At 52.8% G+C, this 26,901-nt stretch carries 24 protein-coding genes; 17 read left to right on the forward strand and 7 right to left on the reverse strand.

Going from position 1 to position 26,901, the window contains the following annotated elements:
- Nucleotides 1-10 precede the first annotated feature (10 nt).
- Entirely contained in the window at nucleotides 11-1,339 is a 1,329-nt protein-coding gene (srmB, locus tag ACQZQY_RS09940; RefSeq protein WP_056770826.1) for an ATP-dependent RNA helicase SrmB, read from the reverse strand.
- A gap of 129 nt (nucleotides 1,340-1,468) precedes the next feature.
- On the opposite strand from srmB, the gene trmN reads away from it, so the two are divergent.
- Nucleotides 1,469-2,242 carry a tRNA(1)(Val) (adenine(37)-N(6))-methyltransferase TrmN gene (gene trmN, locus ACQZQY_RS09945; RefSeq protein ID WP_421670468.1) on the forward strand — a complete coding sequence of 258 codons (774 nt, stop codon included), beginning with the start codon at nucleotides 1,469-1,471 and terminating at the stop codon, nucleotides 2,240-2,242.
- Between the two features lie 57 nt (nucleotides 2,243-2,299).
- On the opposite strand, the gene nadB is transcribed toward trmN, so the two are convergent.
- Nucleotides 2,300-3,901 (reverse strand): L-aspartate oxidase, encoded by a 1,602-nt coding sequence (gene nadB, locus ACQZQY_RS09950; RefSeq protein ID WP_183848757.1) that lies wholly within the window; start codon nucleotides 3,899-3,901, stop codon nucleotides 2,300-2,302.
- Nucleotides 3,902-4,115: 214 nt separating this feature from the next.
- Between nadB and rpoE the strand changes: the two genes are divergently transcribed.
- From rpoE to rseC, 4 genes are read left to right on the forward strand one after another with little or no spacing between them, the layout of a single operon-like run.
- Nucleotides 4,116-4,691 carry an RNA polymerase sigma factor RpoE gene (gene rpoE, locus ACQZQY_RS09955; RefSeq protein WP_056771962.1) on the forward strand — a complete coding sequence of 192 codons (576 nt, stop codon included), beginning with the start codon at nucleotides 4,116-4,118 and terminating at the stop codon, nucleotides 4,689-4,691.
- 30 nt (nucleotides 4,692-4,721) lie between these two features.
- Nucleotides 4,722-5,369, forward strand: coding sequence for an anti-sigma-E factor RseA (rseA, locus tag ACQZQY_RS09960; RefSeq protein WP_056770831.1), 648 nt, complete (start codon nucleotides 4,722-4,724; stop codon nucleotides 5,367-5,369).
- Nucleotides 5,369-6,322, forward strand: a complete 954-nt coding sequence (gene rseB / locus ACQZQY_RS09965; protein ID WP_183848759.1) for a sigma-E factor regulatory protein RseB — start codon at nucleotides 5,369-5,371, stop codon at nucleotides 6,320-6,322. The genes rseA and rseB overlap by 1 nt, the downstream gene beginning before the upstream one ends.
- A gap of 32 nt (nucleotides 6,323-6,354) precedes the next feature.
- Entirely contained in the window at nucleotides 6,355-6,837 is a 483-nt protein-coding gene (rseC, locus tag ACQZQY_RS09970) for a SoxR-reducing system protein RseC (RefSeq protein WP_431297042.1), read from the forward strand.
- A gap of 47 nt (nucleotides 6,838-6,884) precedes the next feature.
- Here rseC and ACQZQY_RS09975 read toward each other — a convergent pair whose 3' ends face one another.
- Entirely contained in the window at nucleotides 6,885-7,703 is an 819-nt protein-coding gene (locus ACQZQY_RS09975) for a hypothetical protein (RefSeq protein WP_431297043.1), read from the reverse strand.
- Between the two features lie 421 nt (nucleotides 7,704-8,124).
- On the opposite strand from ACQZQY_RS09975, the gene lepA reads away from it, so the two are divergent.
- The 7 genes from lepA (at nucleotide 8,125) to acpS (ending at nucleotide 14,750) form a co-directional block, all read left to right on the forward strand.
- Complete coding sequence (gene lepA / locus ACQZQY_RS09980; protein WP_056770843.1) at nucleotides 8,125-9,927, forward strand: translation elongation factor 4; 1,803 nt, start codon at nucleotides 8,125-8,127, stop codon at nucleotides 9,925-9,927.
- A 28-nt stretch (nucleotides 9,928-9,955) separates the two neighbouring features.
- Nucleotides 9,956-10,933 (forward strand): signal peptidase I, encoded by a 978-nt coding sequence (gene lepB, locus ACQZQY_RS09985; protein WP_122096038.1) that lies wholly within the window; start codon nucleotides 9,956-9,958, stop codon nucleotides 10,931-10,933.
- 268 nt (nucleotides 10,934-11,201) lie between these two features.
- Complete coding sequence (rnc, locus tag ACQZQY_RS09990; RefSeq protein ID WP_056770851.1) at nucleotides 11,202-11,882, forward strand: ribonuclease III; 681 nt, start codon at nucleotides 11,202-11,204, stop codon at nucleotides 11,880-11,882.
- Nucleotides 11,879-12,784, forward strand: coding sequence for a GTPase Era (gene era / locus ACQZQY_RS09995; protein WP_056770854.1), 906 nt, complete (start codon nucleotides 11,879-11,881; stop codon nucleotides 12,782-12,784). Before rnc ends, era begins: the two co-directional genes overlap by 4 nt.
- Nucleotides 12,785-12,798: 14 nt before the next feature.
- On the forward strand, nucleotides 12,799-13,536 hold the full coding sequence (gene recO, locus ACQZQY_RS10000; protein ID WP_056770858.1) for a DNA repair protein RecO: 738 nt from the start codon (nucleotides 12,799-12,801) through the stop codon (nucleotides 13,534-13,536).
- 102 nt (nucleotides 13,537-13,638) lie between these two features.
- On the forward strand, nucleotides 13,639-14,370 hold the full coding sequence (gene pdxJ, locus ACQZQY_RS10005) for a pyridoxine 5'-phosphate synthase (RefSeq protein ID WP_056770860.1): 732 nt from the start codon (nucleotides 13,639-13,641) through the stop codon (nucleotides 14,368-14,370).
- Nucleotides 14,370-14,750: a holo-ACP synthase gene (acpS, locus tag ACQZQY_RS10010; protein WP_056770863.1), complete on the forward strand. Its 381-nt coding sequence runs from the start codon at nucleotides 14,370-14,372 to the stop codon at nucleotides 14,748-14,750. Before pdxJ ends, acpS begins: the two co-directional genes overlap by 1 nt.
- A gap of 1 nt (nucleotide 14,751) precedes the next feature.
- On the opposite strand, the gene ACQZQY_RS10015 is transcribed toward acpS, so the two are convergent.
- On the reverse strand, nucleotides 14,752-15,006 hold the full coding sequence (locus ACQZQY_RS10015; protein ID WP_431297044.1) for a YfhL family 4Fe-4S dicluster ferredoxin: 255 nt from the start codon (nucleotides 15,004-15,006) through the stop codon (nucleotides 14,752-14,754).
- 99 nt (nucleotides 15,007-15,105) lie between these two features.
- A complete protein-coding gene (locus ACQZQY_RS10020; protein ID WP_217205012.1) occupies nucleotides 15,106-15,954 on the reverse strand; it encodes a MurR/RpiR family transcriptional regulator in 849 nt (282 codons plus the stop codon).
- Between the two features lie 154 nt (nucleotides 15,955-16,108).
- Between ACQZQY_RS10020 and murQ the strand changes: the two genes are divergently transcribed.
- From murQ to yfhb, 3 genes are read left to right on the forward strand one after another with little or no spacing between them, the layout of a single operon-like run.
- A complete protein-coding gene (murQ, locus tag ACQZQY_RS10025; RefSeq protein WP_217205063.1) occupies nucleotides 16,109-17,002 on the forward strand; it encodes an N-acetylmuramic acid 6-phosphate etherase in 894 nt (297 codons plus the stop codon).
- 28 nt (nucleotides 17,003-17,030) lie between these two features.
- Nucleotides 17,031-18,398: a PTS transporter subunit EIIC gene (locus tag ACQZQY_RS10030; protein ID WP_122096127.1), complete on the forward strand. Its 1,368-nt coding sequence runs from the start codon at nucleotides 17,031-17,033 to the stop codon at nucleotides 18,396-18,398.
- A gap of 4 nt (nucleotides 18,399-18,402) precedes the next feature.
- Nucleotides 18,403-19,041, forward strand: a complete 639-nt coding sequence (gene yfhb, locus ACQZQY_RS10035; RefSeq protein WP_056770871.1) for a phosphatidylglycerophosphatase C — start codon at nucleotides 18,403-18,405, stop codon at nucleotides 19,039-19,041.
- Nucleotides 19,042-19,148: 107 nt separating this feature from the next.
- On the opposite strand, the gene yiaY is transcribed toward yfhb, so the two are convergent.
- The gene (gene yiaY, locus ACQZQY_RS10040; RefSeq protein ID WP_421670465.1) at nucleotides 19,149-20,300 is read right to left on the reverse strand and encodes an L-threonine dehydrogenase; all 1,152 of its coding nucleotides are present in this window, start codon (nucleotides 20,298-20,300) and stop codon (nucleotides 19,149-19,151) included.
- 332 nt (nucleotides 20,301-20,632) lie between these two features.
- Between yiaY and tadA the strand changes: the two genes are divergently transcribed.
- Nucleotides 20,633-21,151, forward strand: coding sequence for a tRNA adenosine(34) deaminase TadA (tadA, locus tag ACQZQY_RS10045; RefSeq protein ID WP_056770878.1), 519 nt, complete (start codon nucleotides 20,633-20,635; stop codon nucleotides 21,149-21,151).
- An 11-nt stretch (nucleotides 21,152-21,162) separates the two neighbouring features.
- Here tadA and mltF read toward each other — a convergent pair whose 3' ends face one another.
- Nucleotides 21,163-22,623 (reverse strand): membrane-bound lytic murein transglycosylase MltF, encoded by a 1,461-nt coding sequence (mltF, locus tag ACQZQY_RS10050; protein WP_183848765.1) that lies wholly within the window; start codon nucleotides 22,621-22,623, stop codon nucleotides 21,163-21,165.
- A 278-nt stretch (nucleotides 22,624-22,901) separates the two neighbouring features.
- On the opposite strand from mltF, the gene purL reads away from it, so the two are divergent.
- On the forward strand, nucleotides 22,902-26,792 hold the full coding sequence (purL, locus tag ACQZQY_RS10055; RefSeq protein ID WP_217205008.1) for a phosphoribosylformylglycinamidine synthase: 3,891 nt from the start codon (nucleotides 22,902-22,904) through the stop codon (nucleotides 26,790-26,792).
- Nucleotides 26,793-26,901: the final 109 nt, after the last annotated feature.

The raw sequence follows: 26,901 nt of genomic DNA on the forward strand, positions 1-26,901 counted from the left end.
TAACGGATACTTATTTTGACGTGTCTTTCGCAGCATCAGGTTTTACGCGGCGTTTGCCGACGTTTTTACTGTCGCGATGGCGAACTTTGACTTTCACTTTCGATTTTTCCTGCGACGCTTTCTGCTTCTCTTTGCGCTTCGCCAACACTTTCTTCGATGGCTTACCGGTAGTCTTCTCGCTTGGCGCTTTCGTTTTCGGGCGAAGTTCATCAATCACGCGGGCTTTCAATGGCTCGTTCAAATAACGCCCAATTTTGCCCAGCAGCAGATGGTCATGCGCTTCAACGAATGAAATGGCTGTGCCTTTACGGCCCGCACGACCGGTACGGCCAATACGGTGCAGATAGATATCCGCAGTCAGTGGCAGGTCGAAGTTAAAGACGTGGCTGATGTCATTGATATCCAAACCGCGCGCGGCGATATCGGTGGCAACGAGCACGTTTACGCGGTCTTCAACCATACGCTTGACGGCTTCAGTACGCTTGACCTGAACCATCTCGCCTTCCAGATAGCAGGAGTTGATCCCTGCTTCACGCAGCCATGCAACCAGTTCATGTACACGTTCACGCTTACGCACGAAGATCACTGATTTAGTGACATCTTCCTGTTTGAGCAGGTGGATCAACATCTGTGTTTTGTGTGGCACATCATCGACGCGGTAATACCATTGCAGGATCTTCTTGCGCTCGCGACGTGAAGGATCGGCTTCGATCTCGACCGGCTCGGTCAGGATACGTTCGGCGAATTCACGGATGGCTTCCCCTTCCAGCGTTGCGGAGAACAGCAACGTCTGTTTACGCCAGCGTGCTTCGGCTGAAATCGTTTCGATATCCTGAGCAAAACCCATGTCCAGCATGCGATCGGCTTCATCAAGGATCAGCGTTTCAATGGCGCGGCAATCGAAGTTTTCTTCTTTGATGTATTGCAGCAAACGGCCGGTCGTCGCAACGACGATGTCCTGGTTTTCGCTGAAGACTTCAGCGTGGTTCATATAAGCCACACCGCCGGTGATCGTTGCGATATCCAGATCGGTATGCTTTGCCAGTTCGCGAGCCTGATCGGCAACCTGCATGGCCAGTTCACGCGTTGGCGTGAGGATCAGAATACGTGGCGGACCAGATTTCTTACGCGGGAAATCCAGCAAATGTTGCAATGCAGGCAACAGGAATGCCGCTGTTTTGCCGGTGCCGGTAGGAGCCGAACCCAACACATCGCGTCCGTCCATTGCAGGCGGAATTGCCTCTGCCTGAATGACAGTCGGGCGGGTATAGCCTTTTTCGCCTAAGGCGTCTAACAGGCGTTCATCGAGTTCGAGTTCGGAAAAATTCGTTACAGTCATGGTCTACCTCTACTTGGGGCGCCGATTATAGACGTGTTAGACGCGATCTTCACCTATTTAAGCGGTTTGTGTGCCTTTTCCTCTGCATCTCTTTGCCCTATGCTACGTCAGTTTTCGTTCACAGGCCTGATGGCAGGCGCAATTACGGTGAAATTAGTGACAAAAGAAGCCAGTTCCACTCAGCCTTTACGACGTAATGGATTTACCTTTAAACAGTTCTTTGTCGCCCATGACCGTTGTGCGATGAAAGTCGGTACAGACGGTGTTCTGCTGGGCGCTACAGCTCCTGTGACGCAGGCACGACGTATTCTGGATATCGGCTGTGGCAGCGGTCTTATTGCATTGATGCTGGCACAGCGCAGCGGCCCGCAAACGCAAATTGATGCGGTTGAACTGGAATCCGCAGCAGCCGGACAGGCTGCTGAGAATTTCCATGAGTCTTGCTGGGCGAAAAGGCTGGCTGTGTTTGAGCAGGATATCAATCTCTTTGCCGAAGCACACCCCGCAACCTATGACCTGATCGTCAGCAATCCGCCGTATTTTGAGTCGGCAGTGGCCTGCCGCGATGAGGCCCGTAATGCGGCGCGCTATACCGAAACGCTGACCCACGATGCTCTGCTTGAGTGCGCCGCAAAGCTCATCACGCCTGACGGTGTGTTCAGCGTTGTGCTGCCTTATGAGATTGGTATGGCATTTGAAACCATGGCCCATCAGAAAGGCTGGTTCAGCCACTGGCGGATGGCCGTACGGGATCGTCCGGGTAAACCTTTAAACCGGCTGCTGCTCACGCTCTCAAAGCAACCCGCAGAATTGCGGGATCAAGAACTGGCACTGCGAAAATCTGAAGGGATCTACAGCGAAGAATTTTGCGCATTGATCACGGATTTTTATCTGAATTACTGAGAAGAGTGCACTTAAAGGCAAAAATGAGAAAAGTGCGTTCCTTCGCACTTCGCGTCATCAGGGCTGGAGGATGGTTGGCTGTGGATTTTCCTGTAAATCAGGATAATCCAGCGTGTAGTGCAGCCCGCGGCTTTCCTTACGTTCCATGGCGCTGCGGACAATCAGTTCGGCGACTAACACCAGATTGCGCAACTCGAGCAGGTTATTTGAAATGCGGAAGTTTGCATAATACTCATCAATTTCCTGTTGCAGGGTCATGATGCGACGCAGCGCGCGTTCGAGGCGTTTCGTGGTACGCACGATCCCGACATAATCCCACATAAACAATCGCAACTCATGCCAGTTATGCTGGATCACGACCTGTTCATCGGAGTTGTCTACCCGGCTTTCGTCCCATTGCGGCAGGTTTTTCGCCAGTTTGACGTGAGGCAGGCGCTTGATGATATCTTCAGCCGCTGACCAGCCGTAAACCACGCATTCCAGTAAAGAATTCGAGGCCAGACGGTTTGCGCCATGCAAACCGGTATAACTGACTTCACCGATAGCGTAGAGGCCATCAAGATCGGTTCGCCCATGCTGATCAACCATTACGCCGCCACAGGTGTAGTGCGCTGCAGGAACAATCGGAATCGCTTCTTTGGTCAAATCAATGCCCAGTGAGCTCAGCTTTTCATCAATCATCGGAAAGTGATGTTTGATGAATTCCGGTGGGCGGTGGCTGATATCCAGATACATACAATCTGCGCCGAGACGCTTCATTTCATGGTCGATAGCTCTGGCAACCACATCGCGCGGAGCCAGTTCGCCACGTGCATCAAAGTCCGGCATAAAGCGTGAGCCGTCGGGGCGTTTAAGCACGGCACCTTCGCCGCGCAAGGCTTCAGTCAGAAGGAAATTGCGTGCCTGAGGATGATAGAGGCAGGTCGGATGAAACTGGTTGAATTCGAGATTAGCAACACGACAGCCCGCCCGCCAGGCCATGGCAACGCCATCGCCGGAGGAAATATCCGGATTGGTGGTGTACTGATACACTTTTGCTGCCCCGCCCGTTGCCAGAACGACGGCTTTGGCTCGCAGCGTCTCGACATGCTCTTTATCACGGTTCCAGACGTACGCGCCCACCACCCGCTGAGTACCGGCTAATCCAACTTTGCTGGAGGTAATTAAATCCACCGCATTATAGCGTTCCTTAACACAAATATTGGGGTGCGCTCTTGCTTTACTTACCAGCGTAGTTTCTACTTCTTTACCTGTTGCATCAGCAGCATGCAGGATCCTACGGTGGCTGTGACCACCTTCACGGGTCAGGTGATAACGCTCTTCTGAGCTGGCGTTCGTTTCGGTATCAAACAGGACTCCCTGGTCGATTAACCATTGAACACAATGGCGAGCATTGCTGGCGATAAATTCAACAGCTTCTTTATCGCATAAACCTGCGCCAGCAATTAATGTGTCTTCGACGTGTGAGGCAATGCTGTCTGCTTCATCGAAAACGGCGGCGATACCACCCTGAGCGTAAAATGTGGAACCTTCGTTGAGGGGGCCTTTACTGAGAACAGTAACGTGACAGTGGTCTGCAAGTCGCAAAGCCAAAGAAAGGCCCGCAGCACCACTTCCGATTATCAATACATCGCTAACAAATTCAGATGAAGGTTGCATAACGTATGATGTTTGCAGAAGAAGAGGGAAATTCATGTTAGCCTAAACCTCCGTGCAAAAGCCACGGGCATGAGACTTCAATAGAAAAAACAATGGCGATGTGGAACTTAAGGTTCCATGTGAACTCCAAGCAGTACTTGCTCAGGAATATAATGATGAAAGCTGGCAGTACGACTTTATGCGCGGAGATAGTTTTGGGGAGATTTTACCTCGGATGAGCGAGCAGTTAGCCGATCAAGTTCTGGTTGAGCGGGTCCAGAAGGGTGATCAAAAATCGTTCAATTTACTGGTTATCCGTTACCAGCATAAGGTAGCGAGCCTGGTATCCCGCTACGTGCCACAGGGCGATGTGCCTGATGTGGTTCAGGAATCTTTCATTAAAGCCTATCGTGCACTGGAATCTTTCCGTGGCGACAGTGCTTTTTATACCTGGCTGTATCGAATTGCAGTCAATACAGCGAAAAATTATTTAGTCGCTCAGGGACGGCGTCCACCATCGAGTGATGTGGATGCAAACGAAGCCGAAAATTTCGAAAGTGGCGGCGCCCTGAAAGAAATATCGAACCCTGAGAACTTGATGTTGTCAGAAGAGTTACGGCAAATAGTTTTCCGTACTATTGAAGCACTCCCGGAAGATCTTCGCATGGCGATTACTCTGAGGGAGCTGGATGGATTAAGCTACGAAGAGATAGCGACCATCATGGACTGTCCGGTGGGTACGGTACGATCCCGAATATTCCGTGCCCGGGAAGCAATTGATAACAAAGTTCAACCGCTCATCCAGCGTTAGAGATGACGGACACAGGAAGGGTACTTAGGCATGCAGAAAGAAAAGCTTTCCGCTCTGATGGATGGTGAAGCCATTGATTCCGAACTGTTAAGTTCGTTATCAACAGACCGCGCGCTTCAACAAAACTGGCAGAGTTATCATTTGATACGCGATACCTTGCGTGGTGATATTGGGAATGTGGTGCATCTGGATATCGCAGATCGTGTGGCCGCTGCGCTGGCAAACGAGCCGGTTAAACTGGTGCCTGGCTCTGCAACCGAATCGCAACCTCAGCCTCATACCTGGCAAAAAATGCCGTTCTGGCAGAAGGTGCGCCCTTGGGCAAGCCAGCTGACTCAGGTCGGTGTCGCAGCCTGTGTGTCGCTGGCGGTGATTGTCGGTGTCCAGCACTACAATCAGCCTGACGCTACCGGTGCTTCGCCAGAAACCCCGGCGTTCAATACCCTGCCTATGATGGGCAAAGCTTCCCCTGTTAGCTTCGGTGTACCAAGCGAAGGTAACTCGGCCAGTGGGCAACAGAACGTGCAGGAACAACGCAAGCGTATCAACGCTATGTTGCAGGACTACGAATTGCAGCGCCGCTTGCACTCTGAGCAGCTACAACTTGAGCCTGTTACTCCACAGCAAGCCGCTGTTCAGGTCCCTGGAAATCAGTCTTTAGGAACGCAAACGCAGTAATGAAGCAAATTTGGTTTGCCGTTTGTTTAGTGACAGGCGGCCTGCTTTCTTCTGGTATCGCCTCGGCTGAATCACCTACCGAGGCTTTATTACAAGAGATGGGCAAGGCCAGCCAGTCACTGAATTATGAAATGGGTTTCATCAACATCACGAAGCAAGGAATTGATTCCTATCGCTATCGTCATGCTATATCTAACCGAAGCTCTCTGGCTCAGTTAGTGTTGATGGATGGTCCGCGCCGTGAAATTGTCCAGCGTGGAAAAGACATCAGCTACTTTGAAACCGGGTTACAACCCTTCACCCTGGATGGCGATCATATCGTTGATTCGCTGCCTTCAATTGTTTTCAGTGATTTCTCCCTGCTCTCAAAATATTACGATTTTATCGCAGTAGGGCGTGCGCGTGCCGCTGACCGTTTGAGTCAGGTTATCCGCGTCGTTTCTCGCGATGGAACTCGTTTTAGCTATGTGATTTGGGTGGATGAAGAAACGAAATTGCCGATGCGCGTTGATCTGTTGGATCGCGATGGCGAAACGCTCGAACAATTCCGGGTCATCAGTTTCAGTGACGCTGATAAACAAGTCATCACCTCCTTAGGCGATCTCGAGAAAGCAAATCTGCCTCCTGTGCTTTCCTTACCCGCTTCCGAGCAGGTGAAATTTGCATGGCAGGTTAAATGGCTTCCGGCGGGTGTCACCGAAGTGGCCAGCAGCCGCAGAACCTTGCCAAATATGCCGGTGACGATAGAGTCTCGTTTGTATACTGATGGGCTTTTCAGTTTCTCTGTTAACGTCAGTGCAACCACTAATGGCCCTTCCGAGCAGTTGATCAGGCAGGGGCGAAGAACAGTGCAAACAGAAATACGTAATGGAAATGAAATTACGGTTGTGGGTGAATTACCGCCTTCAACGGCCAAACGTGTTGCTGACAGCATAGTCTTCGCTGCAAAATAACGCTTTCTACTAAAGAATTTTCGGGTGATCACATGATGAAAGAATGGGCCACGGTGGTTTCGTGGCAAGACGGCATTGCTACACTGCGTTGCGAAACGCAGGCGGGGTGCAGTAGTTGCCATTCACGGTCAGGCTGTGGTGCCCGTGTGCTCAACGAATTAGGGCCGCAAACCGAACATAATTTGCAGGTCAACATCTCTGAACGCCTTGAGCCAGGGCAAAAAGTCGAACTGGGTATTCCTGAAGGAAGCCTGCTGCGTTCTGCTTTTCTGGTGTATATGACGCCGCTGTTTGGTGTGATACTGGGTGGCGGTGTGCTGCAGTCACTGATGAAAGCGGATGTTTACGCAGTGGTTGGGGCGGTACTTGGCGGCGGGCTTGGTTTTTTGATTGCTAAAACCCTGGCAGCTAAAGTCGATGGCAAGTCAGGTTATCAGCCCGTTATTTTGCAGGTGGGTCTTCCCCCCAATGCATTCCGTTATGCCACAGATCACGATCAGAAACTTCCTTCCTGATTTGAGGCCGTTATATCGGGTGATATAACGGCCTTAATATTCTCACTCTAATGCCTGACCGGGATCCGGTTCTGAATCATATGTTCGATCAGTGCGATAAAAAGATCGGCGCTGGACAATGATGTGTAGGGCACGGAGAACAAAATTCTGCCATGTTTATCGAGCAGTCTGACCAGCGGACTGTTGCTGCCACCACTGATAAACTGAATATCCTCTATCGGTACTGTTTTACCGCCATCTGCATTGAGTGCCAGCGCGCTAAGTCTGATTTTTTTCTCATTCATCATCATAAGCTTAATACTGAAAAACCGTTTTAAGCCGCAGTGTGAATGGGTCATGCTGGTGAAATGGATATCCCCGCCCTGAGCCAGAGTATTTAATGCCCACGGGCCCCGAAAAATCAGTTGTTCGGTTTTAATGATCTCGATTAACCGTTCTGAGTTCGCAATATTTGGGGTGATACGGTGCCAGATTCTGCTATTTTCTTCGCGAAACAGCATGGTATTTAAAATCCGTCGCGTATATTTTCCCGTCCTGAAACGATATATATCCATAATCCTTTCAAAAGGGATGAACCTGTTTTTCTTATCTTCCTGACTTATAACCAAAATGCCATTTTCATGCAGCTGATATATTTGCTGAGGCCGGATCAGGCGTCGTAAAAAGATCAGCACAACGCCCAGCGCAATACTCAGCAGTGCAGTAAAGAAAACGCTGTAGAGACTGTTAGTTGAGTGATCAACGGTCAGCAGTAAGGCAAGTTGCACTGCTCCGGCGACCAGTAAGAGAATTGACAGGACCAGAGTGATCCACGAGTTGGCTTTGGCAAAGCCATGCTGACTAAGCAGCCGCCCTTCATTGATCATGATGATAACCTTGTGACCGGATTGAGTTAAAAAATAAAAGATGCTTAAGGAAGAATGGGGCAGTTGAATGATATTTTTGAAATCATATTTTCTTTTTATAACAACATATTAGGTTTTAATAATGCATTTTGTATATGGGTATTTTCCTAAAGCGTATGTTGTCTTAGGGTGATGCGCAGAGGTTCGCAGTAAAATCGTGAGGTCCCTTTCGGGGAAGCTGGCAGGAGGGATCCGCTGTCAATGTGAGTTCAGCCCGTTGGCAAAGCTTGCATAATCTGGACTTAGGGGATGTCGAGACTAGGTTTTCACAGTGCTGGCATGTAGAATGCTGCGACTCAGGCGAAAGACAGCCAACCTACAAACCGTCGCTGTATGTTCATGGCGAATGATCCAGAAATACCAAGGCAGAAAAACTTTTATAATGAAGCATATACGAAATTTCTCCATTATTGCCCACATTGACCACGGTAAGTCGACGCTGTCCGACCGTATTATTCAAATTTGCGGTGGGTTGTCCGACCGTGAAATGGAATCGCAGGTCCTCGACTCGATGGATCTGGAGCGTGAGCGTGGCATCACCATCAAAGCCCAAAGCGTGACCCTCGATTACAAAGCGAAAGATGGTCAGGTCTATCACCTGAACTTTATCGACACGCCGGGCCACGTTGACTTCTCTTATGAAGTTTCCCGTTCACTGGCGGCGTGTGAAGGCGCGTTGCTGGTCGTGGATGCAGGGCAGGGCGTAGAGGCTCAGACTCTGGCTAACTGCTACACCGCGATGGAAATGGATCTGGAAGTCGTTCCTGTTCTGAACAAAATCGACCTGCCAGCCGCCGATCCCGATCGTGCTGCTCAGGAAATCGAAGATATCGTGGGTATCGATGCGACGGATGCGGTGCGTTGTTCCGCAAAAACCGGTGTTGGTGTCCCTGAAGTGCTTGAACGTCTGGTGCGTGATGTTCCTCCGCCAGAGGGCGACCCTGACGCGCCTTTACAGGCTCTGATCATCGACTCCTGGTTCGATAACTATCTTGGTGTCGTCTCTCTGGTGCGTATCAAAAACGGCACCATGAAAAAAGGCGACAAGATTAAAGTGATGAGTACCGGACAGGTTTATAACGCTGACCGTCTGGGTATTTTCACGCCAAAACGTGTCGATAAAGATATTCTTAATTGTGGTGAAGTGGGCTGGCTGGTGTGTGCGATTAAAGACATCCTCGGCGCACCGGTGGGCGATACTCTGACACTGCAACGTAATCCTGCGGATAAAGTCCTGCCTGGTTTTAAGAAAGTGAAGCCACAGGTTTATGCCGGTCTGTTCCCGGTCAGCTCCGACGATTATGAAAACTTCCGTGACGCGCTGGGCAAACTCAGCCTGAACGATGCTTCTCTGTTCTATGAACCAGAAAGTTCTACAGCGTTAGGCTTCGGTTTCCGTATTGGTTTCCTGGGTCTTCTGCACATGGAAATCATTCAGGAACGTCTCGAACGTGAATACGATTTAGACCTGATCACCACGGCTCCGACGGTAGTTTACGAAGTGGTGACCACAAGTAACGAAACCATTTACGTGGACAGCCCGTCTAAACTTCCTGCGCTGAATAATATTCAGGAACTGCGTGAACCTATTGCTGAATGCCACATGCTGATGCCTCAGGAATATCTGGGTAGCGTCATTACGCTGTGCATTGAGAAACGTGGTGTTCAGACCAACATGGTTTACCACGGCAACCAGGTTGCGCTGACCTACGAGATCCCTATGGCGGAAGTGGTTCTTGATTTCTTTGACCGTCTGAAATCAACGTCCCGCGGTTATGCTTCACTTGATTACAATTTCAAACGTTTTCAGGCTTCTGACATGGTACGTGTTGATGTTCTAATCAACGGCGAACGTGTGGATGCCCTGGCGCTGATTACTCACCGTGGTAACTCACAAGGTCGCGGTCGCCAGTTGGTTGAGAAAATGCAGGAACTCATCCCGCGTCAGCAGTTTGATATTGCTATCCAGGCGGCGATTGGTGCACATATCATCGCCCGCTCAACGGTTAAACAGTTACGTAAAAACGTTTTGGCTAAGTGCTACGGCGGTGACGTAAGTCGTAAGAAAAAACTGTTGCAGAAACAGAAAGATGGTAAGAAACGCATGAAGCAAGTGGGTAACGTCGAGTTGCCTCAGGAAGCGTTCCTGGCCATTCTCCATGTGGGCAAAGACGGCAATAAATAAATCCTTAATTGAGTTGTAGGGAGTATGCATGGCTAACATGTTTGCCCTGATTCTGGCGATTGCAACGCTGGTGTCAGGGATTATTTGGTGCCTTGATCGTTTTAAACTGGCACCCGCTCGTCGGGCTAAAATTGCGAAAATTAAGGCTGAAACCGGCGGTGCTGTTGACGATACAACGCTGAACAAGGTGGCGAAGCAGCCAGGTTGGGTAGAAACCTGTGCTTCAGTATTCCCGGTTTTGCTCGTCGTGTTTGTGGTGCGTTCATTCATTTATGAACCCTTCCAGATCCCGTCAGGCTCCATGATGCCTACGCTGTTGATTGGCGATTTCATCGTGGTAGAAAAATATGCCTACGGTCTGAAAGATCCTATTACTCAGACTAAACTTATCGAAACGGGCGAGCCGAAACGCGGCGATGTGGTGGTGTTCAAATATCCGCTGAATACCAAGGTGGACTATATTAAACGTCTGGTGGGCTTGCCGGGTGATCGTGTGACTTACGATCCTTTCAGTAAGCAAGTGACTATTCAGCCAGCCTGTCAGAGCGGCAGTAATTGTAATACCGCGCTGGCCGTGACTTACGACACCGGCGTTGCCAGTGATTTCGTTCAGACATTTGGTCAGTCTTCGGGTGGCGAAGCGAGCAGTGGCTTCTTTGAAACACCGCCAACGGCGAATGTTCCTCAGGACGGCGTCCGTTTGGTGCAGTTCAATGAAACATTGGGAAATGTGACGCACCATATTCTGACTGTGCCTGGCGCACGTGACCAGTTGGGTGCTTATTACCGCCAACCAGGGCAGCCAATGGGCACCTGGGTTGTCCCTGCCGGCCATTATTTCATGATGGGCGATAACCGTGATAACAGCGCAGACAGCCGTTATTGGGGCTTTGTGCCAGAAAAGAATTTAGTGGGTAAAGCGTCTGCCATTTGGATGAGCTTTAAAAAACAGGAAGGTGAATGGCCTACCGGCGTTCGTTTAAGCCGTATCGGTGGAATTCATTAACGCCTGTTGCTGCCCCTGAGTTATTCGAGTTGCAGGAGGATAATACCCCTGCAACTTCAGTGATCGCGGGCACATTAGCGCAGCATTAAATGTCCACACGTTGTAGAATAACCCTTCGGGCGATAAAAGTTGGCTCTCCTGATTTTAATTTTTTATTAAAAAGCACTGAGAGCCACTGCAAACGAAACAGCTTTGGATTGGCTTAGGGCGAAGCAGGCCTGTTCCGTATGCTGAAGTTTTTGACGCATTCTTGATCTATTGGTAACTCATGAATCCCATCGTAATAAACAGGCTTCAGCGGAAGCTGGGCTACACTTTTCAACAGCAGGAACTATTATTGCAGGCACTGACTCACCGCAGCGCAAGCAGTAAACACAATGAGCGTTTAGAGTTCCTGGGTGATTCCATTCTTAGTTATGTGATTGCTAACGCGTTGTACCAACGTTTTCCTCGTGTTGACGAGGGCGATATGAGTCGTATGCGAGCCACGCTGGTTCGTGGAAATACGTTAGCTGAAATGGCACGTGAATTCGATCTCGGTGAATGCTTGCGTTTAGGGCCGGGCGAATTAAAAAGTGGTGGTTTCCGCCGTGAGTCAATTCTTGCGGATACGGTGGAGGCACTCATTGGCGGCGTGTTCCTGGACAGTGATATCCAGAACGTCGAAAAGCTGATTCTCGATTGGTACCGTAGTCGTTTAGACGAAATCAGTCCCGGTGATAAGCAGAAAGACCCAAAAACCCGTTTACAGGAGTTTTTGCAAGGTCGCCATCTGCCGTTGCCTTCTTATCTGGTTGTGCAGGTTCGCGGTGAAGCGCACGACCAAGAGTTTACCATCCACTGCCAGGTCAGTGGCTTGAGCCAACCGGTTGTAGGAACCGGCTCAAGTCGCAGAAAAGCCGAGCAGGCGGCAGCGGAACAAGCGCTGATACAGCTGGAGCTTGAATGAGCGAAGAAAAGAATTACTGTGGTTTTATAGCCATTGTTGGCCGACCAAACGTCGGCAAATCAACCTTGCTGAACGAATTACTGGGGCAGAAAATCTCCATTACTTCGCGTAAACCGCAAACCACCCGTCACCGGATCATGGGGATCCATACTGAAGGCCCATATCAGGCCATCTATGTTGATACCCCGGGGCTGCACATGGAAGAAAAGCGGGCGATTAACCGCCTGATGAACCGTGCTGCGAGCAGTTCCATCGGTGATGTTGAGCTGGTTATTTTTGTTGTTGAAGGCACCCATTGGACGCCTGACGACGAAATGGTCGTGAACAAACTGCGCGATATCAAAGCGCCGGTGCTGCTGGCGATCAACAAAATCGATAATGTCACTGACAAATCGAAGCTGTTGCCGCACCTGCAGTTCCTCAGCGAGCAGATGAACTTCATCGATATCGTCCCAATGTCGGCGGAAAAACGTATCAACGTGGATACCATTGCCAGCATTGTTCGTAAGCGTCTGCCGGAAGCGATTCATCACTTCCCTGAAGATTACATTACTGACCGTTCACAGCGCTTTATGGCTTCTGAAATCATCCGTGAAAAACTGATGCGTTTCCTCGGCGAAGAGCTGCCTTACTCAGTGACCGTTGAAATCGAACGTTTCGTGAGTAACGAGCGCGGCGGTTACGATATCAATGGCCTGATTCTGGTAGAACGTGAAGGCCAGAAAAAAATGGTTATTGGTAATAAAGGCTCAAAAATCAAGACGATCGGTATCGAGTCACGCCAGGACATGGAAAACATGTTTGAAGCGAAGGTTCATCTTGAATTGTGGGTTAAGGTCAAATCCGGCTGGGCAGATGATGAACGTGCGCTGCGTAGCCTGGGTTATGTAGACGACTTATAATAAGGTCCGCGCCTATGGAAGGCTGGCAACGCGCATTTGTTTTGCATGGGCGACCTTACAGTGAAACCAGTCTCATGCTGGATTTATTCACTGAGGGACAAGGGCGGGTGCGCATACTGGCTAAAGGTGCGCGTGGCCGCCGGTCCAATCTGAAAGGCTGCCTGCAGCCTTTTACGCCATTACTGGTTCGCTGGAGCGGGCGGGGAGAAGTGAAAACCCTGCGTAACGCCGAGCCGGTGTCTCTGGCACTTCCTCTGTCTGGTTTGATGCTTTACAGCGGCCTCTATGTCAATGAGCTGGTTTCCCGTGTTCTTGAGCAGGAAGCTAACTACTCCTCGTTATTCTTCGATTATCTCAATTGTTTGCAAAATCTTGCGGGCGCCACGGGCTCTCCGGAATATGCCTTGCGGCAGTTTGAACTCGCGCTATTGCACCATCTTGGCTATGGCGTCGATTTCCTGCATTGTGCAGGCAGTGGCGAAGAAGTCACTGACACCATGACCTACCGTTATCGCGAAGAGAAAGGGTTTATCGCCAGTCTGGTTATCGACAATACCAGTTTCACCGGCAAAGACCTGAAGGCGCTTGCCAGCCGTGATTTCCCCGACGTCGCTACCTTGCGAGCCGCCAAACGTTTTACACGCATCGCATTGAAGCCGTATCTCGGCGGTAAGCCGCTGAAAAGCCGTGAGCTGTTTCGCCAGTTTCAGGTTAAAAAACCCGTTGCACCTTCTGACAATTCTGCCAGCTAATTTACCCCCCGCACTACACGCCGTAGCGTTCAAGGGTGTAAACTGCGGGAATGGTTTTTTGATCCACCCGTAAATTAATCCATTCTAAAATCTGGAGTTGTTATGGCCGAGTTGCTGTTGGGCGTTAACATTGATCATGTCGCGACACTGCGTAATGCACGCGGTACGGCTTACCCTGATCCCGTTCAGGCTGCGTTTATTGCAGAACAAGCGGGTGCTGATGGCATCACCGTTCACCTGCGCGAAGACCGCCGCCACATCACCGATCGCGATGTGCGCCTGCTGCGTCAGACTATTCAGACCCGCATGAATCTCGAAATGGCAGTGACGGATGAGATGGTTGGCATTGCCTGTGAAATCCTTCCGCATTTCTGCTGCCTTGTGCCGGAAAAGCGTGAAGAAGTGACCACGGAAGGCGGTCTGGACGTTGCAGGACAGATCGATAAAATGACCGTCGCCGTGTCGCGACTGAGTGAGGCCGGTATTCTGGTTTCTCTGTTTATTGATGCGGATTTACGTCAGATCGATGCCGCAGTTGCCGTCGGTGCTCCTTATATCGAAATTCATACCGGCGCATACGCAGAAGCGAAGACGGATCTTGAGCGTGAGGCAGAACTTCATCGCATTAAACAAGGTGCTGCGTACGCCGCAGGTAAAGGGCTGAAAGTGAATGCCGGCCACGGGCTGACATATCACAACGTACAGCCGATCGCCGCGATGCCGGAAATGCACGAACTGAACATTGGTCATGCGATTATTGGTCAGGCCGTGATTGATGGTTTGTCAGGTGCAGTGCGCGAGATGAAAAATCTGATGCGGGAAGCACGTCGTTAATGACTATTTTAGGTTTAGGTACGGATATCGTTGAGATAACCCGTATCGAAGCAGTGATTGAACGCAGTGGCGACCGGCTGGCAAAACGTATTTTATGCGCCAGCGAATGGGCTGTTTATCAGCAGCATCAGCAGCCGGTTCGCTTCCTGGCAAAACGCTTTGCCGTCAAGGAAGCCGCCGCCAAAGCGCTGGGAACGGGGATCCGTAACGGTCTGGCGTTTGAGCAGTTCGAAGTGGTAAACGACGTGCTGGGAAAACCGGGGCTGATTTTTCACGCCCGCGCGGCGGAAATGGCGGCGGAACTCGGGGTAAAAGCCGTGCACGTGACGCTGGCCGATGAACGCCGTTATGCCTGTGCTACCGTGATAATCGAAAACTGATTTACACGGCGTGATGCAGCACCACAAATTTATCCCACAGCAGCTCGTTGGATTCGGTGTGTTGCGGATTGATGATAATCGTATTATCGATCGGGCAGACACTCTGGCAGGTCGGCTTATCGTAATGGCCGACACATTCTGTACAGCGATCGCTGTCAATTTCGTAAATCTCGTTGCCCATCGAGATCGCCTGATTCGGACACTCCGGTTCGCACATGTCGCAATTAATGCATTTGTGTGTGATCAGCAGGGCCATAATGTGTCTCATCTCTCAATAATCAGGGCGCGCAGTATATCAGAATTGCGCTGGCGTAGGTTCCACGCCAGCGCCTATCCTTGTCTGAACTGATCCTGATCAAATCAGCTTCTTTACCAACTCTTCGCTGTGGCGGATACGCTCCGGCGCATGCTCGGTATCCTGCTGAACCAGCGCCACAAACAGCAAATCGGTCAGGGAATATTGCGCCGTCGTGGCAGAGAGCGCGGCGCCACGGGTCGCCGGCAATTCGGCAACGGTGTACAGGCAATGATCGGCCTGTTGTTGCAGCGTATTCGGCGTAAAACCGGTGATCGCCAGCACTTTAGCCCCACTTTCTCTGGCCACCCGCGCCGCCAGATTAATCTCGCTGCGCTCGCCGCTGGAGGAAATCGCCAGCAGTAAATCTTTTTTAGACAGCGCCTGAACCGTCGCGATAAGCACATGGGTGTCTGATTCGGCGATGGCCGTTACGCCAATTTTCAGCAGCTTATAGGCCAGATCTTTCGCCACCAGACCTGATGCGCCGATCCCCGTCAGCACGATTTTTCTGGCCTCGCTCAGCATCGACAATCCGATTTGCAATCGTGCCTCGCCGTTGATATCCAGCGTGGCGCGTAACGCCGCCTGTTTTTCCGCCAGCAGTTTCTCTCCGACCACCTGCAGACTGTCGGTGCTCAGGATCTGATTATGTACCGTGACCGGTGGGCTGTTTTTAGGCGATGCCAGGGATTCGCTCATCGCCAGCTTCAGCGCCGGAAAACCTTTATATCCCAACTTCTGCGCGAATTTAACCACGCCTGACTGGCTGACGCCTGCCATCTCAGCCAGCTTCTGTGAACTCAGATGGCGCGCTTCTTCCGGCTGATCCAGTAAAAAATCAGCCAGCTTGCGATCATTTTGTGCCAGCGATGGGTAAAGCTGGCGGATCCGAATCATACAACTCATGGTGGGTTATCCCCGTGCCTCAAAATACCAACATCACGTTTTACTGATTATGTTATCTAAAGTAGCAAATATTCCTCGCATTGATGAATAAAATATTCAAGTATTGGATGATTATTTTGAATTAAAAATTCAGGAGTGTGCCATGAGCAATGCCATGAACTTAGGTTCCCTTATCTCAGAAAGCCGTAATCCGGAAACAATGAATCTGGATGAGATGTCCACGCTGGAGCTGGTGACCTGCTTTAATCACCAGGATCGCAAAGTGCCCGAGGCGATAAGCCTCGTTCTGCCAGCCATTGCTCAGGCCGTTGACCACGCCGCGGCCTCTTTGACTGCCGGGGGGCGCCTGATTTATCTCGGTGCAGGTACCAGTGGTCGTCTGGGCGTACTGGATGCGTCAGAGTGTCCGCCGACGTTTGGCGTACCGCATGGCGTGGTTGTCGGGCTGATAGCCGGTGGGCCCGGTGCCATGCTCAAAGCCGTAGAAGGCGCTGAAGACGATGAAAATCTGGGCATTGAAGATTTAAAAAATCTAAACCTGACGGCGAAAGATACCGTCGTCGGACTGGCGGCCAGCGGACGCACGCCGTATGTGATTGGCGCGCTGCGTTATGCCACGACGCTGGGGTGTGCGACGGTAGCGATTTCCTGTAACCCGGACTCACCGATTGCCCGCGAAGCCAATATCGCCATTTCCCCGGTGGTTGGCCCTGAGGCGTTGACCGGCTCCACCCGTCTGAAATCCGGTACCGCACAGAAACTGGTACTCAATATGATTTCAACCGGTGCCATGGTGAAAACGGGCAAGGTTTATCAGAACCTGATGGTGGATGTGAAAGCGACCAACGTCAAACTGGTGGATCGTGCCTGCCGGATTGTGGTGGAGGCCACCGGCGCGGAACGGACTGCTGCAGAACAGGCGCTCGCGCAAACTGATTTTGAAGTAAAACCGGCGATTCTGATGCTGCTGGCGGGCATTGATGCGCAACAGGCGCAAGCACGCCTGACCAGACATAACGGATTCCTGCGTCTGGCTCTGGCCGATTAAGCATAAGGGGATAAGTATGGCGACGGAGATGAATAAAACTCACCTGCTGGCTTCCAGAATTTTGCAGGGTGTGGGCGGCGAAGCAAACATCAGTAAGCTGGAAAACTGCATGACGCGCGTGCGTGTGGAAGTGCTGGATGAGCAGCTTTTAGATCTGACCAGCCTGAAAACGCTCGACGGCATAAAGGGCTATCTTAAGCAGGGCGATCAGCACCAGTTTATTGTCGGACCGGGTGCGGCGGCAAAAGTCGTCGACGCCATGCGCTTACAGCTTACGCCTGCCCGCCAAAACGGCGGTGGTGAAACGGACATTGCCCGTAACAAGGCGAATGCGAAAGCCAAATACTCCGCGCCGATGAGCGGGGCGCTGCGAAAGCTTGCCGACGTCTTTATTCCGCTTATCCCTGCATTCATTGCTTCCGGTCTGATCATGGGCATCATCAACCTGCTCAAGCGCCCCGACATCGCCGGATCGATTGCCACCGATTATCCGAATATTCTTGGGTTACTGGCCGTGTTCGGAGGGGCCGTTTTTGCCATCATGAACATTCTGGTCGGTGTCAATGCGGCGCGGGTGTTCGGGGGTTCGCAGGCGATGGGCGGCGTGATGGCCGGTATTCTCTCCAGCCCTGCGCTGGCGCAGATCACCTTATTCGGTGAAACGTTGCAGCCCGGTCGCGGTGGGGTGATTGCCGTACTGCTGGTGGTGGCGCTGATGTGCTGGCTGGAAAAACGTCTGCGTGAGGGGTTACCGGAGTCCGTGGAGCTTATCCTCAACCCGCTTATCACCACGCTTATCACCGCGACACTGGCGATTATTATCCTGCAACCGCTCGGGGGATATATCTCGGACGGCATTGCGCACGGTGTCAATATTGCTATCGATAAAGGTGGTTTACTGGTCGGCGCCATTCTGGCCGGGGCATTTTTGCCGCTGGTATTGTCAGGTTTGCATCAGGGATTAGTGCCGATCCACGTAGAACTGATTCAGGCTCACGGTTCCAATCCTTTGCTGCCGATTCTGGCAATGGCGGGTGTCGGGCAGGTGGGCGCGGCGATCGCCGTTTATATGAAAACCCGTAATGCCCGTCTGAAAAAAGTGATTAAAGGTGCGTTACCGGTCGGGATCCTGGGGATTGGCGAACCGTTGATTTTCGGTGTCACGCTGCCGCTCGGGCGGCCTTTTATCGGCGCCTGTCTGGGCGGTGCTGTCGGCGGCGCACTCATCTGTTACTGGAAAGTCGCCACGGTGATCACCTTCGGGATTTCAGGATTGCCGCTGGCACTGACGATCGTTTCTGGAAAAGTGATGTTGTATCTGGCAGGTTTAGTCATTACGGTATTAGCTGGTTTTATATTTACCTGGATGATGGGGTTCAACGATCCCGAGGAGTAACGGATTGACTACGAAGCCTGACCAACGGGTAGTTTTTTTTGATCTTGATGGCACATTGCATCAGCAGGATATGTTTGGTTCCTTTCTGCGCTTCCTGCTTTGGCGTATGCCGCAAAATTTGATTCTGGTGGTGCCCTTATTGCCGCTGATTGGGCTGGGGCTATTTTTTCAGGGGCGCGCCGCGCGCTGGCCTATGAGCCTGCTGCTGTGGGCAATCACTTTCGGGCACAGCGAGGCGCGTTTAAAGGCGCTGGAATTACAGTTTGTTAACGCCTTTCGCCAGAAGGTGGTGGAGTTCCCGGTTGTGCAGCGGCGTCTGCGCGAATATCTCGAGAGTGATGACACTGAGGTTTGGCTGATCACCGGCTCGCCGGAAAATCTGGTGCGACAGGTTTATGACACGTCGCTGTTTCTGCCGCAGGTAAAACTGGTAGGCAGCCGGATCGCCCGTGCGAAAGGGGGATGGGTGTTGCCGTTACGTTGTCTGGGAGAAGAGAAGGTCGTGCAACTGGAAAGCCGGATCGGTTCGCCGCTGAAACTCTACAGCGGCTACAGCGACAGCAAACAGGACAATCCGTTGCTGTTCTTTTGTGAACACCGCTTTCGTGTCAGCAAGCAGGGGGAATTACAACAGCTGGAGTAAAGCGTGACGTTCTGTTTCGCGCAAAAAGAAAAGGCCGGTTATCCGGCCTTTTCTGCACTTTCTTTCCCTCAACGCCCCCGTCAAGTTCGAGAAATTCTTTCAGTGAATCACATTGCTGCTTTAAAAATACCGACAATGTCCTGATGTGTCCCCTGAATCGGGTTAGTCAGCGCACAGGCATCGTTGAGGGCATTGGTCGCCAGCGTATTAAAATCTTCCTCTTTCACCTTCAAATCGCGCAACCCCGCTGGGATCCCCACGTCGCGTGCCAGCTGGCGGATGGCATCGATACAGGCTTTGGCACCTTGCTCGTCACTCATGTCCGCCACATCGATATGCATCGCCGCGGCCACTTCTTTCAGGCGCGGGCTGGCGACGCGGGCATTGTATTCCTGCACGAAAGGCAGCAGCACAGCGTTACAAACACCGTGTGGCAGGTTATAGAAACCGCCAAGCTGATGCGCCATGGCATGCACGTAGCCGAGTGATGCATTGTTAAAGGCCATTCCGGCGAGGAACTGCGCGTAAGCCATGTTCTCACGGGCCTGCATATTGGCGCCGTCTTCCACGGCGGTACGCAATGACTCTGCAATCATAGTGACGGCTTTCAGTGCGCAGGCATCTGTTATCGGGTTAGCCGCGCTGGAGACGTAAGCTTCAATGGCATGAGTCAGGGCATCCATCCCGGTGGCAGCCGTCAGCCCTTTAGGCATTCCGACCATCAGATGAGGATCGTTGACGGACATCAGCGGTGTGACATTTTTATCGACGATAGCCATTTTGATGTGGCGTTCTTCATCAGTGATGATGCAAAAACGGGTCATTTCTGACGCAGTACCGGCTGTGGTGTTAATGGATATCAGCGGCAACTGAGGTTTTGCCGAGCGGTCTACGCCCTCATAATCTTTAATGTCGCCGCCGTTGGTGGCGAGCAGCGCAATGCCTTTAGCACAGTCATGTGGAGAGCCGCCGCCGAGCGAAATCACGCAGTCACAGCCATCGCGTTGCAGAACGTCCAGGCCTTCGCGCACATTGCGGGTGGTTGGGTTAGGGTGCGTACCGTGGTAGACGCTGCTTTGCACATCGCTTTGCGCCAGTAATTCCTGAACCTGTTTAACGACACCGATATCGAATAACACTTTATCGGTAACGATCAATGCATGATGAAAACCGTGTTGGGAGATGGCGGCGGCCGCCTCGCTGAGTGCGCCGGAACCGATGACATTGACAGAAGGGATAAAGAAAGTTGCAGTAGCCATAATGTATTTCCTTATTGTTAATTCTTAGTGGGTACAAGGAAATCTTATGATTGTTACCGGTAACACGATTTGATCTGACGCAATATTTGCTGTTTTTTATCGCAAAAAGCCAGTGCTAATCCCCATGAATATTAAGGTTATTATCTGTTTCGCTCAGTGTTTTTCAAAGCGAGTCCGCGATGCGGCATCAGGTAAACTCCATCAGAGATATTACTCATTCATCAGATCAATTTGTTTGGCTTAATACACCTGGCTGGCGTGGGCGGGGCGGCTGAACAAAGGTATAATGGCCGCAGGAAATATTGGCTGAGGTTGAAGTGACAGAGACAGTGATGAACGAGACAAAGGGTGACGAAGAATGGATGCAATATGCCATGACTCTGGCTCTGAAAGCGCAGGATGAAGGCGAAGTGCCGGTGGGCGCTGTATTGGTTTTGGATAACCGGGTCATTGGCGAAGGCTGGAACCGTTCCATCGGGCATCACGATCCGACTGCACATGCCGAAATTATGGCGCTGCGCCAGGGCGGCTGCGCGGTGCAAAACTATCGCCTGATTGATGCCACGCTGTATGTCACTCTTGAGCCTTGCGTAATGTGTGCCGGCGCGATGATTCACAGCCGGATCCGCCGTGTGGTGTATGGCGCGGCAGATGCTAAAACCGGTGCCGCCGGATCACTGCTCGACGTGCTGCGCCATCCGGGCATGAATCATCAGATAGAGATTACCTCCGGCGTTCTGGCGCAGGCGTGTTCGGAACAGCTGAGCGCTTTTTTCCGTTATCGTCGCAGTCAGAAAAAAGCCCTCAGACTGGCGCAACGCGCTGCTGAACAAGGCGCAGAGCCGGAATAACCCCGCCTGCCTTACTCTGCCAGCGCTTCCTTCGCTTCCACCGCCGGATAGCCCTGGCCTAACTGGGCCTGCAATGCCGCCTGCTGCGCCAGCTGTTTCTCTTTTTCCGTCAGATATCCCACCAGACTGAGCTGATAGCGGCGGATATTTTCCACGTAATTATAAGCCTGCGTCCCGCGCGCATACCCGTAGGTGGTGCGGCCCGCGTAGCGCTTCTGATTGAGCATAGGCAGACGCTGCTTCACATCCGCCCAGCTGTCGGGGTTGCCTTTCTGCTGCGCCGTCAGTTTGCGGGCATCCAGCATGTGGCCGTAACCCATGTTATAGGCGGCCAGGGCAAACCAGATTTTCTCGTCCTGCGGAATGCTGTCCGGCATTTTCTCCATCAGTCGCGACAGATAGAGCGCGCCGCCACGGATACTTTGCTCGGCGTCGGTCCGGTCATCCACGTCCAGCCCCGAGGCGGTGGCACGGGTTAGCATCATCACACCGCGCACGCCGGTGGGTGATTTGGCCTGCGGATCCCAGTGTGATTCCTGATACGCGATGGCGGCGAGCAAGCGCCAGTCGATATCCTGCGCGTATTTTTCGAACAATGGCTGCAAGTCAGGCAGCGTTTTGTCGATGGCGTTCAGGAAAGTGCGTGTATCGACGTAATCGAAATCGCCGACGTGGCCGAGGTATTTCTCCTCGAGCTTTTGCAGAGTGCCGTCGTCGGCAATCTGGCTGAAAAAGTCGAGCATCGCGGCGGACAGGCTGTCGTCGTCGGGCTGCTTGCGGTAATACCAGGTGACGGGTTCATCTTCGGTAACGTCAAACGCGACGGCAAGACGTGGATAGACACGCTGCATCAGCGCGATGGTCACTGAATCGCCCAGCGTGTAATCCAGTTTGCCATTTTCCACCTGCTGCAGAAGGTCGCGTGGCGACATCTTGTCAGTGGTGCTCCACGTCAGGTTGGGGAATTTTTTGCCTGCGGCTTCCAGTGTCGGGATGTGCGCGGTTCCGGCGGAAACCACCAGAGTGCCTTTAATGTCGGCAAAACTTTTTGGCCGGGCGGAGCCCTGCCGGTAAACCAGTTGCTGGGAGATGGAATAGTATTCCGGCCCGGCGCGGTAGTTTTTCAGCCGTTCATTGTTGTAGACCAGACCGGACGCCAGCATGTCAGCTTTATCGTGATCGAGTTCGTTGAACATCGCGTCGACGGTGGTGTGCTGAGAGACGACGAGCTTCACCCCCAGATAATCTGCGAAGCGTTTTGCCAGTTCGTAATCGAAGCCGAGATTACCTTCCGGTGAGTCCATAAAAGTCAGTGGAGAATTGAGCGTGCTGACGCGCAATTCTCCACGGGATTTTATTTGATCCAGTTGGTCACCTTCACCCCGATGCCACGGCACGGCAGGCCATAAGGCCAGCGCCAGCAACAGGGCGGCAATTCCCATGAGGAAATAATTAAATTTTAGTCGCTTCAAATAGTTATCTCGCTGCGGCGCTCTTGTTTTTTTACGATATGCTGTGCAGTTTGTATGGTTATATCCCCAGTGCTGACGCATTTTGCTCAACAAAACGACAGTCTGCAACTTTATTCATAATACCCGCACGAAATGCCTGCCTATAAATGAATATCAATATTCACTGCGCAAACGGTTTCGTCGGGCGAAGGCTTTCTTTATAATAGGCCGCGTTTTCCCCCTGTTGCGCCCAATGAAGCACTGTGGTCAGTGTCTTCGAAGACGAGAGATCTGTGATTATGGAAATACTGCGTGGTTCGCCCGCTTTGTCGGCTTTTCGCATTAACAAATTGTTGTCCCGCTGTCAGGATGCCCGCCTTCCGGTCAGCGATATCTACGCCGAATATGTACACTTTGCCGATGTCAGCGCGCCGCTGAGTTCGGACGAACAAACCAAGTTACAACGCCTCCTGAAATACGGTCCTTCTCTCGCTGAACACGCTCCAACCGGTCGTTTACTGCTGGTCACGCCACGCCCTGGCACCATTTCTCCCTGGTCTTCCAAAGCCACTGACATTGCACACAACTGCGGTTTGTCGCAGGTTCTGCGTCTGGAGCGCGGTCTGGCCTTCTACGTGCAGGCACCGCAGCTGACCGAAGCGCAGTGGGCACAGCTGGGCGCTTTATTGCATGACCGGATGATGGAAACGCTCTTCGGCAATCTGGAAGACGCCAGTGCGCTGTTTGCACAGCATCAGCCTGCGCCGGTGCAGCACGTTGATATTCTCGGCGAAGGCCGCAGCGCGCTGGAAACGGCCAACATCAAACTGGGTTTGGCGCTGGCGCAGGACGAAATTGATTACCTGATGGAAGCCTTCACGTCGTTGGGGCGCAACCCGACTGACATCGAGCTGTATATGTTCGCGCAGGCTAACTCCGAACACTGCCGTCATAAAATCTTCAACGCTGACTGGATTATTGACGGCGAAACGCAGCCGAAATCCTTGTTCAAGATGATCAAGAACACCTTCGAACAGACGCCCGATCACGTGCTGTCCGCGTATAAAGACAACGCCGCCGTGATGGAAGGTTCGCAGGTCGGTCGTTTTTACGCCGATGCGAAAGACGGTCTGTACGATTTCCATCAGGAGCAGGCGCATATTCTGATGAAGGTCGAAACGCATAACCACCCGACGGCGATCTCTCCCTGGCCGGGCGCGGCAACCGGCTCCGGCGGTGAAATTCGTGACGAAGGCGCAACCGGTCGCGGTGCAAAACCGAAAGCCGGTCTGGTCGGTTTCTCCGTTTCCAACCTGCGTATTCCGGGCTTTGAACAGCCGTGGGAAGAAGATTTCGGTAAGCCGGATCGTATCGTGACCGCGCTGGATATCATGACCGACGGCCCGCTGGGCGGCGCTGCGTTCAACAACGAATTCGGTCGTCCGGCGCTGCTGGGCTACTTCCGTACTTATGAAGAAAACGTCAACAGCCACAACGGCCCTGAACTGCGCGGTTACCACAAGCCGATCATGCTGGCCGGGGGTATCGGCAACATCCGTGCCGATCACGTGCAGAAAGGTGAAATCACCGTTGGCGCGAAACTGATTGTGCTCGGCGGCCCGGCGATGAATATCGGTCTGGGCGGCGGCGCGGCTTCTTCGATGGCCTCAGGTCAGTCGGATGCGGATCTGGATTTTGCTTCCGTACAGCGCGATAACCCGGAAATGGAACGTCGTTGCCAGGAAGTGATCGACCGCTGCTGGCAGCTCGGCGAAGACAACCCGATTCTGTTTATCCATGACGTCGGTGCCGGTGGTTTGTCCAACGCCATGCCGGAACTGGTGAGCGATGGCAACCGTGGCGGTCGTTTCCAGCTGCGCGACATCCTCAACGACGAACCGGGCATGAGCCCGCTGGAAGTCTGGTGTAACGAATCTCAGGAACGTTATGTCATGGCCGTCGCACCGGCACAGCTGGCGCAGTTTGATGCCATCTGTAAACGTGAGCGCGCACCTTACGCGGTGATCGGTGAAGCCACTGAAGAAATGCATCTGACTCTGGAAGACAGCCATTTCGACAATCAGCCGATTGATATGCCGCTCGACGTTCTGCTGGGTAAAACGCCAAAAATGACCCGCGACGTCACCACGCTGAAAGCCAACGGCGACGACCTGAATGCGGAAAATATTCAGATTGCTGAAGCGGTAAACCGCGTTCTGCATCTGCCGGCGGTTGCCGAGAAAACCTTCCTGATCACCATCGGCGACCGTACCGTCACCGGTATGGTGGCGCGCGACCAGATGGTGGGGCCGTGGCAAATCCCGGTTGCTGACTGCGCGGTCACGACCGCCAGCCTCGACAGCTACCACGGTGAAGCGATGTCACTGGGCGAACGTGCGCCAATCGCCTTACTGGACTTCGCCGCCTCGGGTCGTATGGCCGTGGGCGAAGCGCTGACCAACATCGCCGCTGTCGAAATCGGCAGCCTGAAACGCGTTAAGCTTTCAGCGAACTGGATGTCTGCCGCCGGTCACCCTGGCGAAGATGCCGGGTTATATGCCGCGGTGAAAGCGGTGGGTGAAGAGCTTTGTCCGGCGCTGGGCATCACCATTCCGGTGGGCAAAGACTCCATGTCGATGAAAACCCGCTGGCAGGAAGGCAACGAACAACGCGAAATGACCTCACCTCTTTCTCTGGTGATTACGGCATTTGCCCGCGTTGAAGACGTGCGCCACACCGTGACGCCGCAACTGCGCACGGATAAAGGTGACACCGCGCTGCTGCTGGTGGATCTGGGTGCCGGCCATAACGCACTGGGTGCGACGGCGCTGGCGCAGGTTTACCGTCAGCTCGGCAACACGCCTGCTGATGTGCGCAGCGCAGAGCAACTGGGTGGCTTCTTCAACGCCATGCAGGCGCTGGTGTCTGAGCAAAAATTACTGGCTTACCATGACCGTTCCGACGGTGGTCTGCTGGTGACGCTGGCTGAAATGGCCTTCGCCGGGCATTGCGGCCTGACTGCCGATATCGCGGCGCTGGGTAACGATTCGCTGGCAGCCTTGTTCAACGAAGAACTGGGCGCGGTGATCCAGGTGCGTGCATCAGACCGTGAAGCGGTTGAGAAAACGCTGGCCGATTTTGGTCTGGCGGATTGCACACATTATCTCGGCACCGCAGAAACCGGCGATCGCTTCATCATTTCTTCCGGCAGCAAGCCGGTGTACAGCGAAAGCCGTACCACGCTGCGTACCTGGTGGGCAGAAACCACCTGGCAGATGCAGCGTCTGCGCGATAACCCGGAATGTGCCGATCAGGAACATCAGGCCAAAACTCAGGATCTCGATCCGGGTCTGAACGTCAAACTGACATTTGCTCCTGACGAAGACGTGGCGGCGCCGTACATCGCGAAGGGCGCGCGTCCGAAAGTGGCGGTACTGCGCGAGCAGGGCGTTAACTCCCACGTAGAGATGGCTGCCGCTTTCCACCGTGCAGGTTTCGATGCGGTTGATGTGCATATGAGTGATTTGCTGGCCGGTCGCCGTGATTTGCAGGACTTCCACACGCTGGTGGCGTGCGGCGGGTTCTCTTACGGTGACGTGCTGGGCGCGGGTGAAGGCTGGGCGAAATCAGTCCTGTTCAACGACCGCGTGCGTGAAGAGTTCGAAGAGTTCTTCCACCGTCCGCAAACGCTGGCGCTCGGCGTATGTAACGGCTGCCAGATGATGTCGAACCTGAAAGAGCTGATCCCGGGGGCTGAACACTGGCCGCGCTTTGTGCGTAACCTGTCTGATCGCTTTGAAGCACGTTTCAGCCTGGTGGAAGTGACCGCCAGCTCGTCGATGTTCATGCAGGGCATGGCCGGTTCACGTATGCCAATCGCCGTTTCCCACGGTGAAGGCCACGTGGAAGTGCGTGATGCAGCGCATCTGGCACAAATCGAGCACAGCAACCTGGTGGCGCTGCGTTTTGTGGATAACAACGGTCAGGCGACGGAAGCCTATCCGGCGAACCCGAACGGCTCACCGAACGGGATTACGGCGGTGACCAACCTGTCAGGCCGCGTCACCGTTATGATGCCGCACCCTGAGCGCGTATTCCGTACTGTCAGCAACTCCTGGCATCCGGAAGAGTGGGGCGAAGACAGCCCGTGGATGCGCATGTTCCGCAATGCGCGTAAACAGCTCGGTTGATGCTTAACTGGCGTCAGTAATAAAAATCCGCAGTGCGAAAGCCTGCGGATTTTTTTATGTCAGGGCATCTCTGAAAGAAAGCGATCATCTGTCAGCGCCGCCAGACGGA

Source organism: Rahnella sp. PAMC25559 (genome assembly GCF_050632365.1).
Lineage (GTDB): Bacteria > Pseudomonadota > Gammaproteobacteria > Enterobacterales > Enterobacteriaceae > Rahnella > Rahnella rivi.